Genomic DNA, 17,712 nt, shown 5'->3' with positions numbered 1-17,712 from the left:
GACTGCCAGCTATGGCTTCACGCACCGCTCTCGCTCCCTCCGTGCTCCCGGGCACGGTCTCCCCGCTGCGTCCCGTCCCGGAGCACATCCCGCGCCCGCACTACGTGGGCAAGGCGGCGCCGGACCCGTTCGTCGGCAGCGAGGTCAAGGACGCCGAGACGATCGAGAAGATGCGGATCGCCGGCCGGATCGGCGCCCAGGCCCTGGTCGAGGTCGCCTCGCACATCCGCCCCGGCATCACCACCGACGAGCTCGACCGCATCGGGCACGGATTCCTCTGCGACCACGACGCCTACCCCTCCACGCTGGGCTACCGGCACTTCCCGAAGTCGCTGTGCACCTCGGTCAACGAGGTCATCTGCCACGGCATCCCGGACTCGCGTGAACTCGTCGACGGCGACATCTGCAACATCGACATCACCGCCTACATCGGTGGCGTGCACGGCGACACCGACGCCACCTACCTGGTCGGCGAGGTCGACGAGGAGTCGCGCCTGCTGGTCGAGCGCACCGAAGAGGCCCTGCGCCGGGCGATCAACGCGGTCAAGCCGGGCCGGCCGATCAACGTCATCGGCCGCGTCATCGAGTCCTACGCCAAGCGCTTCGGCTACGGCGTCATCCGCGACTTCACCGGCCACGGCATCGGCACGGCGTTCCACTCCGGGCTGGTCATCCCGCACTACGACACCGAGCACTACGCGACGCTGATGGAACCCGGCATGACCTTCACCATCGAGCCGATGCTCTCGCTCGGCACGGAGACTTACGACATCTGGGACGACGACTGGACCGTCGTCACCAAGGACCGCAAGCGCTCGGCCCAGTTCGAGCACACGCTGCTGGTCACCGACTCCGGCGCCGAGATCCTCACCCTGCCGTAGACATGGCTCCGGCCCCGCGGTTGGGGCCGGACGTCGAGCTGAGGGTTCGTCAGGATGGGCGGTCAGGGGCCCAGGAGCGGACGCGGGTCGAAGTAGTCACGCCAGGCCGAGATCCGACCGTCCTCCGCCACCTCGAAGGTACCCGCCAGGGGCAGCGAGAGCAGCTTGTTCCCGGCGGCGTCGACCATGTGGTCCACGCGCTCGGTCACAACCACGTTGCCTGCCGCCGCGATCGCGATGAAGTCGACCGTCACCCCGACCATGGGCATGGCGTCACCGAAGCTGAGCAGGAACGCGGCCGCTGCCTCGGCACCGTTCATGGTCGGCAGGCCGGTGTTCTGCCAGACGAAGTCCTCGGTCACGTTGGCGACGAGGTTCTTGGCCGCTTCCTCGAGGGATGAAGCGTTCAGTCCGTCGAAGAATCGATGGACAGCGTCGATCGGGTCGGTCATGTCAGGCTCCTGCTCCGGGTCGGGTAACCGTAGGCACGGCTGATCCGACCCTAGGCGAGCAGGGTTTTCGAGAGCAGGGGGGTACCTACTACTCGCACTTGGCGGTGGCGATGCGGAAGGTCGCGGTCTTCAGCTGCTGCGTGGTCTCGGAGTCGACGTAGCCGAAGGCCTCGAGCGGACGCTCCTCGCCGCCCTTGAGCTTGGGCGCGAACAGGGTCTGGCTGGCCACCCGGCGGCCATCGACGATGGCCTCTACCTGCGCTTCGCAGGACTTGGTGCCACCGGACTTGTTCTCGAAGGTGACCGGCAGGCGGCGGGTTTCGGCGCCGACCGCGTCGGCCCCGACCTCGAAGACGCCGAAACCGACCTTGAGGTCCTGCTGCAGCACCAGGCCGGTGCCGTCGCCGCTGGCCTTGATCCGGTTGTCCCGGTCCTGCTTGATGCCCCAGATCGTGGAGGCGACGACCGAGACGACGGCCAGGATGGCCAGCACGCGGCCGATCCGGCAGAACCGCTGGTCGCGGACGTCCTTGCCCTTGAGCCGGATGCGCGATGCGGGGTCCATGCGGGCGAACTCGCGGGTGGCGAGCACCACGGCGGCGATCGCGAACAACACGCCGACGTACTGGATCAGCGGGACTACGGAGAGGGCCAGGGCCACGATGCCGAGCACGAGGATCGCGACCGGCATGTCCATGCCCTCGCGGGGCGCGTCCTCGACCTCGTCGTCCTCGTCGAAGGCGTCGTAGCCCTTGTAGCGGTCGTAGCTGCCCTTGGGGGTCGCCTTGGGGTAGGCCGGCTTGCGCTTACGCCCATACCAGGCGCGGCTCTGCTGCTCGGGCAGCATCCATTCCGGAATGTCCCGACCGGACTCCGTGGTGTTGCCCTTACCTGAGCTGAACATGGTGAGCGCGGTCCTTCCCCCAGACGCACTTCTTGCTGAGCGCTTCGCGGTCCCCACCGTTGGCGCAGAGGACCAGCCTGCTCCCCTTACGCGGTTCGCGCACAGGGACTTGGGCCAATTTGACCGAACAGCCGCGGCTCCGTGACCGATCGTAATCCGCGATCGGGCGCCCTGCCTACGGTTGATCCACTCGGGGCGGCCCGCTGCGCCGGCGCCCATCCAGGTGTTCGGCTTAGTACGAGCTCGCCTTGACGACCTTGAACGTGGCGGTGGACAGGGCCGAGGCCATGTCCGAGCCGAGCAGGTTGAACACCCGGACAGTGGCGGACTTGCCGTCGCTGAGCGTCGGGACGAACAGGGTGTCGGAGGTGATGACCTTGCCCTTGGCGTCCAGGGCCTGGATCTCCATGTCGAACGAGAGCGTCTTGCCGCCGATGTTGGTGATCGTCAGCGCCAGCGAGGTCTGCTTGACCCCGGAGCCCTCCAGCTCGCTGTAGACCTTGCCGATCTCGACCTTGGCCTGGCTGCCGAGCACCTGCTCGGTGGTCAGCGCCTGGACCTCCGCCGGCGGGGCGGCGTTGACCACCGGGGCCGGCTTCTCGGCGCCGACCGCGCTGAAGACGGTCTGCGAGGCGACCATGCCGAACGCGGCGAGGATCGCCAGCGCGATCGCGATCCAGGCGGTCTCCCGCTTGGCGCCCTTGCGCTTCGGTGAGCCGAGGGAGGTGATGCCCATCAGCAGCGCCGCGGTACCGAAGCCGATCGCCGCCCAACGCAGCATCGGGACGACCGCGCACCCGAGAGCGATGCCGCCCACGTAAGCCGCGGACTTGTCGAGGCGGTACGCACGCCGCTTCTTGGCGACGGGTGCCTCGGGACGCGCATACGGAGACTGCTGCGCCCGGAGGTCGGTGGCGGTCATGGCGGGTCGTTCCTTCCGCTGGTTCGTGGCCTCACGGGCCGGCGAGCTTGATCATTCGTGTGCCACTACGACGCAGCTCTGCCTGGCTTGGTTCACATGACACTGCACGTCGATCGCGACGCGCGGGTCGATGGACAGGTCTTGACCGAACGGCTGATGCCTGCTTCGGGGAAATGTCTGGTTCGTCCCGAATACCCGCCCAATGCCGCCGCCGCCAATCGGAAGCAACCGGGCGACCGGCCGGTCCATCTTGGTCCCGGTCCCCCGACCCCGGTCCCGGTCAAATCCACCCCTGACGACCCGCGATCGAGACGCGGGAAGTGTCCAGGTTCATCCGGACGGGCTCAGCCGTTCGGTCGATGCCTGGTCAACGAACGTCTCAACTTGGGCCGGGAGCGAAACCGGCGGGGCCGGATTGAGGTCAGAGGGCCAACTTCGCGGGGGGGCCGCGGAAAACAGGCCACAAGGAGCAGGACATGAGCGGTCAGAACTGGTTCGTCTACCCGGTCGAGAATGGCGTCGAGCTGGTCATCGACAGCACCGACGGCGACGTCCACGACGCGGCGCTGGAGGCCTTCGTGGCCGAGTACGCGGACTTCAACATCGCCGCGGAGTACTCGATCAACGGCGGCGAGGTCATCCACTTCGTGCCGGCTCCCGCCGACGCCGATGCCGAGGCCCCGCAGCCCAGGTCCGCCGCGGAGACCAACGGCTCGACCTGGGCCTGAACCGCGAGCGTCCCGCGGTGCACCCCGCGGTAGGAACGTCCCGACCGGCCGGCGCAGCTCTCGCTGCGACGGGCCGGTCGGGTTTAACCCCCGGTCCTCGTTCGTCTGAGGCAGGCTGGCGCTCATGAAGCTCATCGCCGCCGGCTCCCTCATCAGCGCCGGGTGCCTGGCGCTGGCCGTCCCAGGGTTGATGCCCAGCGCCGCCGCGGACGCGGTGCGCGAGGTCCGCACCATCGGGCACACCGTGAACGGCCGGGACATCCAGGCCTTCCGCCTCGGCGACGCCAAGGCGGAGCGGACCGTCGTCCTGATCGGGGTGATGCACGGCACCGAACGGGCGCCGGCCCGCACCCTACGGACGCTGCGCGACGGCCGCAGGTCGGTCGTCGGGGTGAATCTGTGGGTGATTCCGGTGCTCAACCTCGACGGAGCGGCTTCCGAACGGCGTTCCAACGCCCGCCGGGTCGACCTGAACCGGAATTTTCCTCAGAACTGGAGCCGCTCGGTGACCGGGGCCGGCCGATCGGCGGCCTCGGAACCGGAGACGCGCGCGCTGATGCGGTTCCTGGACCGCATCGATCCGGACGTCGTGGTCTCCCTGCACCAGCCGTTCGGCGTGGTCGACACCAGCGTGTCCAAGGACCCCGACCTGGCCCGGGCGTTGAGCCGGGAGCTCCAGCTGCCCCGGCGTGACGTCGACTGCGGCGGGCCGTGCCACGGCACGCTCACCGGCTGGTTCAACACCACCCACGACGGCGAGGCGATCACCGTCGAGTTCGGACGTAGCCCGTCGCGTACCTACCTGAAGCAGACCGCGGTGCGTGGCCTGCTGGCCGCGGTCGGCGGCCGCTTCGCCTGAGGGGCCGCTCGACCTAAGGCGTGGGGGTCGGGGTCGGCGTCGGGGCCGGCGGCAGGATCAGTGGGCCAGTGGGCGCGAGGAAGGTCAGGGAGTCCGCGACCCGCGCCTGGGAGTCCTTGTCGTCCCGGTCGAGCCGGCGCAGCGGGCCGCCGACCTGACGGCGCACGAGCAGGGTGGTCGAGCTCCCGCCGTCGAGGTTGATCGCGTTCACCGCGCCCAGGTGAAGGAGGTACTCCCCCCACTGGTGCGCGCTGGCGCCACCTGAGCGCCGGTGGTTCTTGTTGGACCGGCCGGAGACCGCAGCGACGATCAGGTCACCGTCGGCCGTCCACGCGATCGCACTGCGCGGGCGCAGGTTGTTGTCCCGGCTGTTGCAGCTGGCGAAGTTCTTGCCGCGGCGCACGATCGCCGAGCTGACCCCGATCAGGCTGTCCGGAGTGCCCAGCGGAGGCTGGCCGGCCACCCGCGGCAGCACGCCGGTCTGGTCGGTGGTGACGGTGACGGGCTCACCGATGGCCAGCAGCTTCAGCGCCGCGGTGTGCTCGCTGCCGTTCGGCGCGGTCAGGAAGGTCTCGCCGTCCTTCGGCCGCTTCTTGCCGTCGTTCTTCTTGGTGAGGATTCTCGACACCACACCGTTCTTCAGCACGATCGTGCGGCTGCCGGTGGGGTGGAACGAGGCGCCCCAGTCGCGGGTGTAGGCGGTGACGCCGGCGGCAGAGAGCCGCTGCCAGTTCAGCGCGCCGAGCGGAATCGTCCCCTGCACCGAGAAGATCTCGCCGGTCATGTTGTGCACGGCCAACTCGGCGCGGCGGGTGTCCTCGTAGAGCGCCAGGCCCTGGTCGGTGACGCTGTCCCCCTTGCGGGTCACCCCGTCGGCGATCTGGCTGCGGCGCGGGATCGCCGCACCGGAGGGGTCGAAGACGGCGCCGTTGATGACGACGACCGCGCGCGGCTCCGAGCCGGCCTGGGCCTGAGGCGTCGTCTTCTGGCTCAGCGTGGGCGCCATCTCGGCGCGCGGGATCAGCGTCCCCTTGGGGATCCGGATCGCGACGAAGCGCTGCTCGAGGATGTCCTGCTTGCGGTTGCCGGTGTCCCAGACCTGCACCTGGGCGCCACCGGGCAGCTCGAAGGCGCGCTTCGGCGGCTCCAGCACCAGGGTGCTCGGGATCCGGCAGGTGGCTGCCGCGGCCGGGGTGACGTCGGCGCCGGCGGCCAGAACGCCGCAGACCAGCGCAGCCGCGACGGCCGGCGTCAGGCCCTTCTTCAAAGTCAGTTGCAGTCGAACATCCAAGACGGGTCCCCCCTCCCGCGGACCATGATCGTCCCTGGTCGGCGGAACGGGGGGATTTTCGGGCCATCGACACGAATTGCCAGTCGAAGCCCAGGGTCGGGTCAGTCGGTCTTGAAGGCGAGCGCGTTGGCCACCGGGCGCTGCCTGGCGCTGTCGTTGGTGTCGATCCGGTTCAGCGAACCCCCCACCTCGCGGCGGACCAGCAGGGCGGTCGAGCCCCCGCCGTCCAGGTTCACCGCGGAGACCGCGCCGAGCTGCTGGAGGTACTGACCCCAGCCGTAGGCCGAGGCGCCGCCGTAACGGCTGCCACCGATCAGCGCGCCGCCCGCGATGGTGACCACGAGCATGTCGCCGTCGGCGGTCCAGGCCATCGCCGAGCGCGGGCGGAGCTGGTTGTCCCGCGAACTGCATGGCGCAGTGACCCGCCCGTAGCGGACCAACGCGGCGCTGACGCCCATGACCGCCGTCGGCTTCTTCAGCTCCGGGCGGTCGGCGTGGTCCTCCCGGACGCTCTCGACCTCGGTGTGCATGGTGACGGCGTCGCCGACGCGCAGCGCCTTCAGCGCGCCGAAGTACTTGCTCCCACCGGGGACGGTCAGGAAGGTCTCGCCGGAACCGGGGCGACGCGCGCCGGCTGCCTTGGACAGGATCGCCCGGACCTTGCCGTCGCGGACGACAGCGGTGCGCGGCCCGGCCGGGTGGCGACTCGCGTTCCAGCTTCGGGTGTAGGCGGTGATGCCCTCCCAGGAGAGCTCCTCCCAGTTGATCGCGGAGATCGGCGCGTCGCCGCGGCTGGAGGACACCAGGCCGGTCAGCCCGGTGCGGGCGACGACGGCGGACTTGAGCCCGTCATAGATCGCGATCGCCCGGCTGCCCAGGCTGTCCGCCTTGCGCGCCCTGCCGTCGACGCCCATGGCACCGGTCGGAATCGCGGTGCCGGTGTCGTAGACCCCGCCGTTGATGACGACGACGGCCTTGCCGTGGTCGTCGGCCAGCTTCGAGGGCGTGGCCAGCGAGCCCAGCGCCGAGGACGAGGTGAGCACGGACGGGGTGAGCGTGCCCTTCGGAATGCGGACCGCGACCAGACGCGCCTCGTCCATCGGGTTCGCGCGCGATCCGGTGTCCCAGATCTGCACCGACGCCCCACCCGGCAGGTCGAACTCGCGGGACGGGTCGTTCTTGAGCAGCCCGGTGGCGGGCCGGCAGTTCGCCGGGATGCCCTTGTTGCGGGACGTGGTGGTGGCCTGCGGCGGCGCGATCTCGGCGGCGACCTGCTGAGCGACGGACTTCTCCGCGGTCCGCTCCGAGAGGCCGGCGAGCATCGCGCCGACGACCGTGGCGTCATCCCGCAGGATCGGCAGGGCGCGCAGGTGCTCGGCCTGGAGCTCGACCGAGTCGGAGGCCTGGGACGAACCCATCGTGGTCGCCCCGTAGGCGCCGATGAGTGTCAGCGCCGCACCCGCGGCCACCGTTGGTGCCATCGACCGACTTGCGCCCTTGCCCATGCAGACCCCCCACCCGCATCGGCTCGTCGGTGCGCTGGCTCGCACCGATCCCCCGCCGCTGAGTGTGGGAATCGCGGCGAGGTTTCATGGGCGTTCTGGGGTTTACTTGATCAACTCGTGGGAATGCGAGGACCGGTCTCGCCCCAATGTCCTAGTAGGGCGCGAGGAAGGTGAGCGCGTCGGGCACCGATCGCTGGAAGCCGCCGGCGCGGTCGAGGCGGATCAGGCGGGCCGCCGACCCGCTGGCGCACCAGCAGCGTGGTCGAGCTGCCGCCGTCGAGATTGACCGCGTGCACCGCGCCGAGCTGCTTCATGTACTCGCCCCACTGGTGCGCGGTCGCGCCCCCGGCGGCGGCATTCGGGCGGCCCGCGACGGCGGCGACGATGAGGTCGCCGTTCGGCAGCCACAGCAGGCCCGAGCGCGGCCGCAGCGTCTCGTCGCGCGAACCGCAGCCGGCACGGTTCTGACCGGAGCGCACCAGAGCCGAACTGACCCCGAGCACGCTGTCCGGGGTGCCGATTGCCGGATGCTTGGCGAGGAACCCCAGGTAGCCGGACTGCTCGGTGCGCACGGTGACGGCCTCGCCTTGCCTGAGGCTGCCGACCCAGTCGGAGTCGCTCCTGCTGCGCGCCGTCAGGAAGGACTCGCCGCCGCCCGGACGGCGGGACCCGGCGTTGCCCTTGAGCACCTTGGTCACCCTGCCGCCCTTGACCACGACGGTGCGGCTTCCGGCCGGGTGGGCGGAGGGGCCCCAGGCGCGCGTGTACACGCTGACGCCGCGGGCAGCGAGCGTCTGCCAGTTGACTGCGCCGACGTCGCGGCTACCGTGCTCGCTCCCCACCGTCCCCGTGGTCTTGTGCAGCGTCCACTGCGCGGTGCGGGTGTCCTCGTAGAGCGCAAGGCCCTGGTCACTGCCGCTGGTGCCCTTGCGCACGGTGCCGTCGATGACCTGCGAGCGGACCGGGATCGACGCGCCGCTCGGGTCGAACACGCCGCCGTTGATGACGACGACTGCGCGATCGTTGCCCTTCGCCTGAGACTGCGGCGTCGCCGCCTTCGACAGACTCGAGGACGTGACCGCCCGCGGGATCAGGCTGCCGGCCGGGATCCGCACCGCGACGATCCGCACCTCTTTGATGTTCGCCTTGAGGTTGCCGGTGTCCCAGATCCGCACCGACGCCCCGCCCGGGAGGTTCATCGTCTTGTCCGGGTTCGTCCGCAGGATCCCGGTCGGTGCCTTGCACGAGCCGGCATCGGCCGGCGCCGCGGCGAGAACCGCGGTCGGGAAGGCGAGGGCGGCGGCGAGCGCGGGGATCGTGCGGCGGCGAAGAGTCACGTCAGGACTTTCGGCCCAGGCGCGCGACAACTGAAGGTCATCAGGCGCAGGTCGAAGGCGACCGCATCGGTGATCGGACGCTGGTACTCCGAGCCGCGGCGGTCCAGTCGGATCAACGGGCCGCCGGCCTTCTTGCGGACCAGCAGGGTGGTGGAGTTGCCGCCGTCGAAGGCGACGGCGGGGAGGAGCGGAACTGAAGCTCGGCCGGGCGCCCGCGTGGAACGCGGATCGTAAGAATCGCGGGGCCGCACAGGCCACCGAGCCCGCCTAGCCTGGCGAGATGGCCCTCGACTCCCACGAACCGGTGACCGGCGCCCCGATCGGGCGCCGGGTCGCGTTGGGGCTGTTCGGACTGGGAGCCCTGGGCGTGGTCGCGGGCTCGAAGGTGCAGGACGGGCTGATCCGGGTGCTGGCTCCGATCCAGAGCAACGACCCGACCGGACTCTCCTCGCTGTTCCCTGTCGGCAACACCTTCCGCTTCTACTCCGTCGCCTCCCACGCTCCGAAACGCCGGGCCGAGGACTACCGGCTCGAGGTGAGCGGCCTAGTCGCGCGGCCGGGCGGACTGACTTTCGCGGACCTGCAGTCGATGCCGCAGACCGAGCTGGTGCGCGACTTCCAGTGCGTGACCGGCTGGCGGGTGCCCGAGGTGCCGTGGCGCGGCGTACGCCTTTCTGACCTGCTCGACGCGGCCGGGCCGGCACCGGAGGCAACCGCGGTCCGCTTCACCTCCTTCGACGGCGTGTACAGCGAGAGCCTGACGCTGGAGCAGGCCCGCCGCCCCGACGTGCTGGTGGCGACCTCACTGCTCGGCGGACCCGTCAGCCGCTACCACGGCGGGCCGGTGCGGCTCTTCGTCGCGCCGATGTACGGCTACAAGAGCCTCAAGTGGCTGGGCGGGATCGAGCTCACCGCCGAGGTGGTTCCGGGCTACTGGGAACGCCGCGGCTACGACATCGACGCGTGGGTCGGGGATTCGAACGGGCGCGACGATGACGCGACCAGCTGAGGGGGTGCTCCGTTTCGGCCCGACATCGCGCTGGGTGCATGCCACGGCCGGGACGCTGACGCTGGCCTGCATCCTGACCGCCGCCGTGCTCTACAACGGCTCTTTGTCGAACCTGATCGGGAACCGGCACACGGTGCGTGCCGTACACGTGTGGTGCGGATTCGCGCTGCCGGTCCCGCTGCTGCTCGGCCTCGCGTCGGCCGCCCACCGGCGCGACCTGCACCTGCTGAACCGGTTCGACCCGCACGACTGGCGGTGGCTGCGTTCGCGGAACCGTCGCGACGGGCGCATTCCGGTCGGGAAGTTCAACGCCGGGCAGAAGGTCAACGCCGCACTCAGCGCGGGCGCGCTCGCTGTGCTGCTGCTCACCGGGTCGGTCATGTACTTCACGCAATGGACGCCGCTCGCCTGGCGCAGTGGAGCGACCTTCACCCACGACTGGTTCGCCCTCGGGCTCGGGCTGTTGGTGTGCGGGCACACGCTGTACGCCGTGCGCAGCCCGGTCGCGCTGCGGGCGATGCGCACCGGATCGGTTCCGCTGGCCTGGGCGCGCAGCGAGCACGGCGCCTGGGCCGAGGAGGTCGCCGGGCCGTCGGAGAAGGCAGTCAGCGCTGGCGAGTGATGAAGTCGGTCCAGGCGTCAACGACCTGCTCGCTGGTCATGCCCAGCACCTCGTCGCGGTCCAGAGCCCCGGCGGGCGCCTGGTTCGTCGCGGTGGGGGTAGCGTGGGGGGTGACGCCGCTCCGGACCTTTGGTGACGTCCCGGGTGGTCGTGTGGCCAATGCCGGGGAGTCGATCAAGGGAGTGGCGGTGGCGGGCACCCTTCGCGGCGCGGACGGTTTCGTCCCCATGCGGGTTCACCTTGGCGGTGGCTAAGTGGAGCCCGACAGGCTCGCCCAAATCTTGGCCGAGCTGTCGAGCGGCGGCGCGGAGTCCTCGGCGCGGCTGTGCCAGGCCGCGCGGGATGCGGTCGGGATGTCCGGGGCTGGGGTCATGCTGATGTCCGGTGACCTGCCCGCGGGTTCGCTCTGCACCAGCGGCGAGGTGAGTAACCTGATCGAGGAACTGCAGTTCACGCTGGGGGAAGGCCCGTGCGTGGACGCCCATCAAAAGGGCCGGGTCGTGTCAGAACCCGATCTGGCCGACCCGCAGGAGCCCCGGTGGCTCGCCTTCACCGCCCGGGCGGTCCCGGAAGGTGTGCGGGCGATTTTCGGCTTCCCGGTGACGGTGGGTGCGGCCCGCATCGGCGCGCTCAACCTGTACCGGGACTCCCCGGGCCCGTTGAGCGATGCCCAGCACGCCGACGCCTTGGTGATGGCCCAGGTGATCGCGACCTGGGTACTGGACGTGCAGGGCGCCGCAGCTCCCGGGATGTTGGCCGACGCAATCGATCACGGCGGCGATTTCTACTTCCTGGTGCACAACGCCGCCGGCGCCGTGTCGGTCCAGCTCGACGTCAGCGTCACCGAGGCGCTCATCCGCCTGCGCGCGTATGCGTTCGCCAACAACCGTTCCCTGCTCGAGGTGGCCCAGGACGTCGTGGCGCGAAAGCTGCGGTTCTGATGCGCCCGGCCCGGTACCAATTGCGGGGTCGAGGGCGCACACTGGCAGGACGTCCCGGGTTTCGGCGCCCGGGCGGGAGCGCAAGTCATGGGCCGGGCGGACACGGCAAGGGAGAGGTACTGGCATGGCCGAGGTTGAGCTGAGCCGGGAATCGGACATCGTGAGGTCCCTGGTCGAGTTGGCCGACGTCCTCACCAACGACTACGACGTGGTCGACCTCCTGACCCGCGTGTCGGATCGGTGTGTGAGCCTGCTCGGTATCTCCGCGGCGGGGGTGATGCTCGCCGACCCGAACGGGGACCTGCGCCTGATCGCGTCCTCCTCGGAGGCGATGCGGATCGTTGAGCTCTTCGAACTGCAGGCCAAGGAGGGCCCGTGCCTGGACGCCTTCCGCACCGGTGAACGGGTCGCCCACGAGAACCTGCACGCAGGAACCGGGCGTTGGCCACGGTTCGCCACCGTCGCCCTCGAAGCAGGCTTCCAGGCCGCCTTCGCGTTGCCACTACGGATCCGGGACACGACCATCGGCGCCCTGAACCTGTTCAGCGACGGGCAGGTCCCGATGGCCGAGGCCGACGTCCTCGTGGCCCGCGCGTTCGCGGACCTGGCCACCATGACCGTCCTGCAACAGCGCGCCGGCTCCGAGACCCAGCGGATCAACGAACAACTCACCCAGGCCCTGACCAGCCGGATCATCATCGAACAGGCCAAGGGCGTGATCTTCGAACGGGCCGGGATCGACATGGCCGAGTCCTTCGCCCGGCTACGGGCCTACTCCCGCCACCACAACACCCGGCTCACCGACGTCGCTCGAGCCACCATCGACGGCAGCATCGACCCACACGCCTGGACCGCCGCGCCCGCCACCGACCGCCCCACTCCCACCGGGCCGGACCACCGGAATTCTCCGCCCTCGAGTTGACGGCGAGGTCTGCGCCGGAACTGCCCTCCCCCGCGGGACTGACGGGAAATCAGCAGCGCCTCGGGCGAAGAGGCCCCATCAGTCGAGCTGGGCGAGCAGCCGGTCGCGGGTTGGTCCGCCCTGTGCCTGGATGCGAGTGACCAGGCCTTCCAGTTGGGGCCAGTCCGCCGCGACTACCTCGTGCTCGAGCTCGTCGAGCAGGTCGGTCAGGTTCTGCACGCCGAGGTTGCCCGCGCTGCCCTTGAGGCGGTGAGCGGTGCGTGCGAGCAGCTCCCGGTCGCGGTCGCGGCAGCCGTCGAACAACACGGGAAATCCCTCCTCCAGGGCGGCGAGGAACATGCCCGCGACCTGTCGGACGGCGTCGACGCCGATCTGGGCGCACAGTCGATCGACCGCGCTCGCGTCGAGGAGCGGGCGGGCCTGCGGTGCCGGGGGCAGTGCGGTGAGCGAGACCCGAAGCATCTTGGCCAGCGGCTCCACCAGGATCGGTTTCCCCAGAAAGCTGTCCATGCCTGCCTCCCGGCAGGCGCGGATGTTCTCCGGCGCCACGTTCGCCGTCATTGCGACGATCTGCAGTGGCCGAGCGGGCCAGCGGGCGCGGATCAGGCGGGTCGCTTCCAGTCCGTCCATCTCCGGCATCTGAACATCCATCAGAACAAGGTCGTAGTCGCGGTGTTCCAGCGCCGCGACGGCCTCGGACCCGCTGGCAACCACCTCGGCACGAAAGCCGAACCGGGCCAGGAGGAGTTGGGCCACTTTCTGGTTCACCGCTGAGTCATCCACCACCAGGATCGCCAGGTGGCCGGGCTCCTGGGACAGGTCGAACACGGAGAGCGGGGGGCGGGTCCGCTGGTCGGGCACCTGCCCGGTGCTGAGCAGGGTGGCCATCAGGTCAAACAGCCTTTCCTGCTTGGCCGGCTTCGACATGACGGCGTCGAAGACGCCGCGGCCCGCGGTCTCGCAGGCGTCAGGAGCCGACGACAGCAGGATCAGGCGGGCGGCGGGTACGCGGGTCTTGAGCAGCGCTCCCAGTTCGACACCGTCCATCCCCGGCATCGTGTGGTCGATGATGGCGAAGGAGAAGTTCTGGTCACTCTCGAGCACCCGCAATGCGTGCGCGGCGTCTTCGGCCGATTCGTACCCCATCTGGTGGTTCAGCGCCCAGCTCTGCAGAATTCGGCGGTTCGTCGCGTTGTCGTCCACGACGAGAATCCGGTGGCCCGCCAGGCCCGCCGTCGCCGTCGGCTCGACCACGTCGCTGGTGGCGGCAGGGAAGGTGAGGGTGACCGCGGTTCCGGCGCCGAGGGTGGAGTCCACCGTGATCGAGCCGCCCATGCTGAGCGCGAGGTTCCGGCTGATCGCCAGGCCGAGGCCCGTCCCGCCATGCAGGCGGGTGGTGGTGCTGTCCGCCTGGGTGAACGGGTCGAACAACCGCTCGACCCGATCCATGGCGAGCCCGATGCCGGTGTCGGCGACCACGACCCGTAACCAGATTCGGTCGGTATCCGCCGCGTCGACCGTCACGGTCACGACGATTTCGCCGCGGGCAGTGAACTTCACCGCGTTGGACAGCAGGTTGACCAGGATCTGGCGCAGCCGCGAAGGGTCGCCGACTATCGCGGCGGGGACCTCCGGCGCGACATCGCAGACAACCTCCAAGCCCTTCTCGTGAGCTTGGGCAGTGATGAGATCGAGGGTGTCCTGGAGCCAGTTGCGCACCCCGAACGGCAACTCCTCGAGCACCATCTTCCCGGCGTCGATCTTGGCGTAGTCGAGGATGTCGTTGATGATCGTGAGCAGGTGCTCACCGCTGGTCCGGACGGTCTCGACGTAGTCGCGCTGGCGGCTGTCCAGGGCGGTGTCGAGCAGCAGGCTCGTCATCCCGATGACGGCGTTCATCGGAGTCCGGATCTCGTGACTCATGTTCGCCAGGAAACCCTGCCGCGAGCTCGCCGCGTTCTCCGCGACGTCCCGAGCGCGGGCGACCTCCACCTCGAAGGCCCTGCGTTCGGTGACGTCGCGGACCGCGGCCATGACCAGAAGGCCGTCCTCCCCCTCGATCGAGGACAGCGAGATCTCGGACGGGAACTCGCTGCCGTCCTTGCGCCGGGCAGACAGCTCGATCCCCGTACCCATCGAACGCACCTGGGGATCGGTGGGATCACCCCTCCCGTGGTGGAGGTCAGCGTCTCGGACACCGTCCGGCACGAGGATCGCGATCGGCCGGCCCAGCAGCTCCGCCCGCGGGTACCCGAACAACCGTTCCGCCTGGGTGTTGGCCAGCTGGATCAGCCCGTCGGCGTCCACGCCGAGCATCGCGTCCGGCGCCGCCTCGAGCAGGCCCTCGAACTTGGCCTCGCTCTTCTTGTGTTCGCTCCGGTCGCGGACCACCTTGCTGAAGCCCCGCAGCTCACCGTCCTCGCCGTAGGCGGCGGTGATCACCACATCTGCCCAGAACACTGAGCCGTCCTTGCGGACCCGCCACCCCTCCTCCTCGTGACGGCCCTCCGCGCGGGCGATCTCCAGCTCCCGCTGCGGATGGCCGGCCGCGCGTCGCTCCTCGGGGTAGAGGATCGAGAAGTGCTGCCCGAGCACATCGGCCTCGGTGAAGCCCTTCAACCGCTGCGCCCCCGCGTTCCAGCTCGCGATTAGCCCGTCCGGGTCCAGCATGAAGATCGCGTAGTCGGGGGTGCTGTCCACCAGCAGGCGCAGCTTCTCCTCCCCGGCCCGCAAGGCCTGCTCCGTGTGTTTGCGTTCGGTGATGTCCTGGATCTGCGAGATGAAGTACAGGGGGCTGTCGTCCGCGCTTCGCACCAAACTGGCGGCCAGCAGCACCCAGACCGTGGCTCCGGTGGCGGTGAAGTAGCGCTTCTCCATCTGATAGGAGTCGATCGTCCCGGCTACGAGCTGTTCGACCTGCGCGAGGTCGGCGTCGAGGTCATCCGGGTGGGTGATGTCCTGGAAGGTCATGCCAAACAACTCGGACTCGGTGTAGCCGATCAGCCGGGTGAGGGCCGAGTTGACTTGACGCCAGCGGCCGTCCAATTCCACGAGCGCTTGCCCGATCGGCGCGTTCTCGAAGCCGAGCCGGGCTCGCTCCTCGGCCTCGCGAAGCGCCGTCTCCGCTGCGCGGACCCCAGTGACGTCCTGGGTGAACCCCATGCCCGCCACGATGCTCCCGTCGCGATCAAGGACTGGGGAAAGGCGCTGGGAATAGACGCGGCCCGCGTACGGCACGTCGATGGTCGTCGACTCGCCGCGAAGCGCGGCCCGGTACAGCGGTTCGATCGCAGAGGCTGTTTCGGCCGGAAACACCTCGAAAATCGTGCGCCCCTCGAGCATCTCTCGCGACAACCCAACATCGGCGAGCCCCTGCCCACCTGACGAGAGGTAACGCAGGTCGTGATCCCAGGTGAACACAGCTCCCTGCGGAAACGAGCGCATGAACGGGTTGTCGCCAGCGCCGGCGAGGGCCGCCAAGGCATCGGCACGCGCGTCCACCGGCACGTCTCCCACTCCTCCGTCGTTCACGAGCTGACACCCAGCCGGAGGTGTGCCGGTAGGGGCCGAGGTCCCCGGCTGTTGCCGGCTCCGGAGGAGCCGCCAGATCGAGTTGCGGCGAACGGCTGCCCCTCAGCGTGAGACTGATCGTCCGAGCGGAGGGGGAGGTTGAGCATCTGCAGCTGATCAGGGACCTAAGCCCCCGGCCGTTGGGAAGAAGGTCCCTGGCGGGGACCTGCAGGCGGGAGATGTCAGGCCTGTCGCTGACCTCCCGGGGACCCCGGCACCGGCAAATCGCACCTGCTCATCGGCCTCGGGACCGCGGCCGCCCTCGCCGGCAAACGGGTCCGCTACCGCCTCGCCCGCACCCAGCGAGCTGCCGGGGCCCAGTCACGCCGCTACGGAAAGCTATTTCTCGAGGTCAAAGGGCCTCTCGGACACCTAGGGTGCCCTGTGGATAAGGGGGCGACGACGAGCCGGCCTGTAAGCCGGATTCTGTGACGGTATGTCAGATTAGGGCTCTGACCTGCGGGTTGGTGTTATCCATAGGGGTGCTGGGCCGTCACTGGGCCGTCAGAGATTCCCGAGCCCGGCGTTCACGGCGTCGCGACCGCTTCTCGGTGGCCACAGGTGGGCTAAGGCAGCGGCAGTTCCCGGACCCGGATCCCGAACGGCGTGACCGCGACAATTGCTCCTGCCGACAGCCGCTCGGCCACGGCAGGGGGTTTGCGAGCAGCAGGCCCGCGAGCTCAGCGGTCGGCATGGTGGACACGTCCCGGGTCAACACGACCGACGGTCTCGGCGATCGGCTGGCGGCGAGCAACGAGCCGAAGTCGGTGTCTGAACTGATGATGATGCGCAGCTCTCGCGCTGCGAACTCCAGGATCTCAACGTCGTCGGCTTCGTACAGGGCCCAGTACGCCTGAACGTGTCGCCAGCGGCAAACCAAGATGATCTTGGCCGGTACGGGTTTTCGGGCTGAGGAACGACGGACGGTCAACGGGCCGTGGTTGGGGCCGAGAGCCCTTCTCCTTGCGTGGGTCGCATCCGTTCAGGTCGATGCCGTTCCACGTTGCAGGCCGTACCAGGACCAGCGCGGCAGGGGCAGGCCTGCGGGCACGTGATCGTCTTCGAGTGGTAGGACAGCACTTCCTCGACCGCCCATTGCATGTAGGCGCGCAGCGCGGCGCGGAACTCGGGCTCGGCTGGAAGTCCGGCGTCATCGGCGGCGCGGACGAAGCACTCGATGAATTGACGGCCCAGATCGCCCATGTCTCCGTTGCCGGCGTGCAGGGACAACACCGAGGAGTGGTCCCCGCACGACTGCGAGTACCGGGTGGTCCACCCATGACCTCGGCCCCGTAGGCGGCGAGCCGTTCGACGTGCTGGGGACAGTGCCCGGGATGGGAGAACGGGTGGTTCAGTCCCGCGTCCTGCAGGCACCGCGCGTGGGTGCCGCTGCCAGCGCGAGAAACGCGGGCTCGCCCCCGGCGAACTCGAACAGCGTGGCAGGCACACCGGAGCCGGTCATGCGGCTCGGCCCCGTCCGGCGAGCACGGCGGCACGAACGACGTCCGGCTGGACGCCGAGGCGGTACAGCAGTTCGACCGCGAGGTTGCCCGCGGGGTCGAGCAGCCCGAGCACCACATGCTCGACGCCGATGTGCTGGTCGCCTAGTGCCTGCGCCTCGCGCAGGGACCGCTCCAGCGCCCGTTTGGCACGGGCACGGGCGGTGAACGGAATGTGCCCGACCGGTTGGCAGCGGTGCCCTGCCGGTTGATCCCAACGCCCCGCCGGGCCGCAGCCGCGACGGCGCCTCCGCCACCGGCCGGCCCGGC

At 69.6% G+C, this 17,712-nt stretch carries 17 protein-coding genes; 7 read left to right on the top strand and 10 right to left on the bottom strand.

The genetic code is table 11. The features are described 5' to 3' along the window. The first annotated feature begins 11 nt into the window (after positions 1–11). Positions 12–881, top strand: a complete 870-nt coding sequence (map, locus tag H0X00_RS04680; protein ID WP_293767601.1) for a type I methionyl aminopeptidase — start codon at positions 12–14, stop codon at positions 879–881. Positions 882–943: 62 nt separating this feature from the next. On the opposite strand, the gene H0X00_RS04675 is transcribed toward map, so the two are convergent. The 3 genes from H0X00_RS04675 to H0X00_RS04665 all read right to left on the bottom strand — a co-directional run bounded on the left by H0X00_RS04675 (position 944) and on the right by H0X00_RS04665 (position 3,159). Then, complete coding sequence (locus H0X00_RS04675) at positions 944–1,333, bottom strand: limonene-1,2-epoxide hydrolase family protein (RefSeq protein WP_293767600.1); 390 nt, start codon at positions 1,331–1,333, stop codon at positions 944–946. An 88-nt stretch (positions 1,334–1,421) separates the two neighbouring features. Next, positions 1,422–2,237 carry a hypothetical protein gene (locus H0X00_RS04670; protein WP_293767599.1) on the bottom strand — a complete coding sequence of 272 codons (816 nt, stop codon included), beginning with the start codon at positions 2,235–2,237 and terminating at the stop codon, positions 1,422–1,424. Between the two features lie 232 nt (positions 2,238–2,469). Then, a complete protein-coding gene (locus H0X00_RS04665; protein ID WP_293767598.1) occupies positions 2,470–3,159 on the bottom strand; it encodes a hypothetical protein in 690 nt (229 codons plus the stop codon). Between the two features lie 476 nt (positions 3,160–3,635). Here H0X00_RS04665 and H0X00_RS04660 point away from each other — a divergent pair, with 476 nt between their 5' ends. After that, positions 3,636–3,887 (top strand): hypothetical protein, encoded by a 252-nt coding sequence (locus tag H0X00_RS04660; RefSeq protein WP_293767597.1) that lies wholly within the window; start codon positions 3,636–3,638, stop codon positions 3,885–3,887. 124 nt (positions 3,888–4,011) lie between these two features. Beyond that, entirely contained in the window at positions 4,012–4,746 is a 735-nt protein-coding gene (locus H0X00_RS04655) for a M14 family zinc carboxypeptidase (protein ID WP_293767596.1), read from the top strand. 13 nt (positions 4,747–4,759) lie between these two features. Here the strand turns inward: H0X00_RS04655 and H0X00_RS04650 are convergent, their stop codons facing one another. The 4 genes from H0X00_RS04650 to H0X00_RS04635 all read right to left on the bottom strand — a co-directional run bounded on the left by H0X00_RS04650 (position 4,760) and on the right by H0X00_RS04635 (position 9,130). Then, entirely contained in the window at positions 4,760–6,037 is a 1,278-nt protein-coding gene (locus H0X00_RS04650) for a phosphodiester glycosidase family protein (RefSeq protein WP_293767595.1), read from the bottom strand. 101 nt (positions 6,038–6,138) lie between these two features. Continuing rightward, complete coding sequence (locus tag H0X00_RS04645) at positions 6,139–7,518, bottom strand: phosphodiester glycosidase family protein (protein ID WP_293767594.1); 1,380 nt, start codon at positions 7,516–7,518, stop codon at positions 6,139–6,141. Between the two features lie 134 nt (positions 7,519–7,652). After that, the gene (locus tag H0X00_RS04640; RefSeq protein WP_293767593.1) at positions 7,653–8,879 is read right to left on the bottom strand and encodes a phosphodiester glycosidase family protein; all 1,227 of its coding nucleotides are present in this window, start codon (positions 8,877–8,879) and stop codon (positions 7,653–7,655) included. After that, on the bottom strand, positions 8,876–9,130 hold the full coding sequence (locus H0X00_RS04635; RefSeq protein ID WP_293767591.1) for a hypothetical protein: 255 nt from the start codon (positions 9,128–9,130) through the stop codon (positions 8,876–8,878). Before H0X00_RS04635 ends, H0X00_RS04640 begins: the two co-directional genes overlap by 4 nt. 29 nt (positions 9,131–9,159) lie before the next feature. Here H0X00_RS04635 and H0X00_RS04630 point away from each other — a divergent pair, with 29 nt between their 5' ends. From H0X00_RS04630 to H0X00_RS04615, 4 genes are all read left to right on the top strand, one after another. After that, on the top strand, positions 9,160–9,888 hold the full coding sequence (locus H0X00_RS04630; RefSeq protein ID WP_293767590.1) for a molybdopterin-dependent oxidoreductase: 729 nt from the start codon (positions 9,160–9,162) through the stop codon (positions 9,886–9,888). Further along, positions 9,872–10,510 (top strand): cytochrome b/b6 domain-containing protein, encoded by a 639-nt coding sequence (locus tag H0X00_RS04625; RefSeq protein WP_293767589.1) that lies wholly within the window; start codon positions 9,872–9,874, stop codon positions 10,508–10,510. Before H0X00_RS04630 ends, H0X00_RS04625 begins: the two co-directional genes overlap by 17 nt. Positions 10,511–10,791: 281 nt before the next feature. After that, a complete protein-coding gene (locus H0X00_RS04620; RefSeq protein WP_293767588.1) occupies positions 10,792–11,451 on the top strand; it encodes a GAF and ANTAR domain-containing protein in 660 nt (219 codons plus the stop codon). Positions 11,452–11,575: 124 nt separating this feature from the next. Further along, positions 11,576–12,373: a GAF and ANTAR domain-containing protein gene (locus H0X00_RS04615; RefSeq protein WP_293767587.1), complete on the top strand. Its 798-nt coding sequence runs from the start codon at positions 11,576–11,578 to the stop codon at positions 12,371–12,373. Between the two features lie 78 nt (positions 12,374–12,451). On the opposite strand, the gene H0X00_RS04610 is transcribed toward H0X00_RS04615, so the two are convergent. The 3 genes from H0X00_RS04610 to H0X00_RS04605 all read right to left on the bottom strand — a co-directional run. Next, positions 12,452–15,880, bottom strand: a complete 3,429-nt coding sequence (locus H0X00_RS04610; RefSeq protein WP_293767586.1) for a PAS domain S-box protein — start codon at positions 15,878–15,880, stop codon at positions 12,452–12,454. Positions 15,881–16,436: 556 nt separating this feature from the next. After that, positions 16,437–16,823: a DUF5615 family PIN-like protein gene (locus H0X00_RS23655; RefSeq protein WP_367186431.1), complete on the bottom strand. Its 387-nt coding sequence runs from the start codon at positions 16,821–16,823 to the stop codon at positions 16,437–16,439. 578 nt (positions 16,824–17,401) lie between these two features. Further along, positions 17,402–17,712: Clp protease N-terminal domain-containing protein (locus H0X00_RS04605; protein ID WP_293767585.1), on the bottom strand; the 311-nt coding region annotated here is incomplete at its 5' end.

The sequence above is a fragment of the Sporichthya sp. genome (genome assembly GCF_013815995.1).
Lineage (GTDB): Bacteria > Actinomycetota > Actinomycetes > Sporichthyales > Sporichthyaceae > Sporichthya.
This window is presented reverse-complemented; position numbering and strand designations above follow the sequence as displayed.

Excerpts from the sequence above, each read along its gene's own strand:
- H0X00_RS04665 (WP_293767598.1), bottom strand. The coding sequence starts at position 3,159 with ATGACCGCCACCGACCTCCGGGCGCAGCAGTCTCCGTATGCGCGTCCC.
- H0X00_RS04625 (WP_293767589.1), top strand. The coding sequence starts at position 9,872 with ATGACGCGACCAGCTGAGGGGGTGCTCCGTTTCGGCCCGACATCGCGC.
- H0X00_RS04660 (WP_293767597.1), top strand. The coding sequence starts at position 3,636 with ATGAGCGGTCAGAACTGGTTCGTCTACCCGGTCGAGAATGGCGTCGAG.
- H0X00_RS04670 (WP_293767599.1), bottom strand. The coding sequence starts at position 2,237 with ATGTTCAGCTCAGGTAAGGGCAACACCACGGAGTCCGGTCGGGACATT.
- H0X00_RS04645 (WP_293767594.1), bottom strand. The coding sequence starts at position 7,518 with ATGGCACCAACGGTGGCCGCGGGTGCGGCGCTGACACTCATCGGCGCC.
- H0X00_RS04675 (WP_293767600.1), bottom strand. The coding sequence starts at position 1,333 with ATGACCGACCCGATCGACGCTGTCCATCGATTCTTCGACGGACTGAAC.
- H0X00_RS04630 (WP_293767590.1), top strand. The coding sequence starts at position 9,160 with ATGGCCCTCGACTCCCACGAACCGGTGACCGGCGCCCCGATCGGGCGC.
- map (WP_293767601.1), top strand. The coding sequence starts at position 12 with ATGGCTTCACGCACCGCTCTCGCTCCCTCCGTGCTCCCGGGCACGGTC.
- H0X00_RS04655 (WP_293767596.1), top strand. The coding sequence starts at position 4,012 with ATGAAGCTCATCGCCGCCGGCTCCCTCATCAGCGCCGGGTGCCTGGCG.
- H0X00_RS04615 (WP_293767587.1), top strand. The coding sequence starts at position 11,576 with ATGGCCGAGGTTGAGCTGAGCCGGGAATCGGACATCGTGAGGTCCCTG.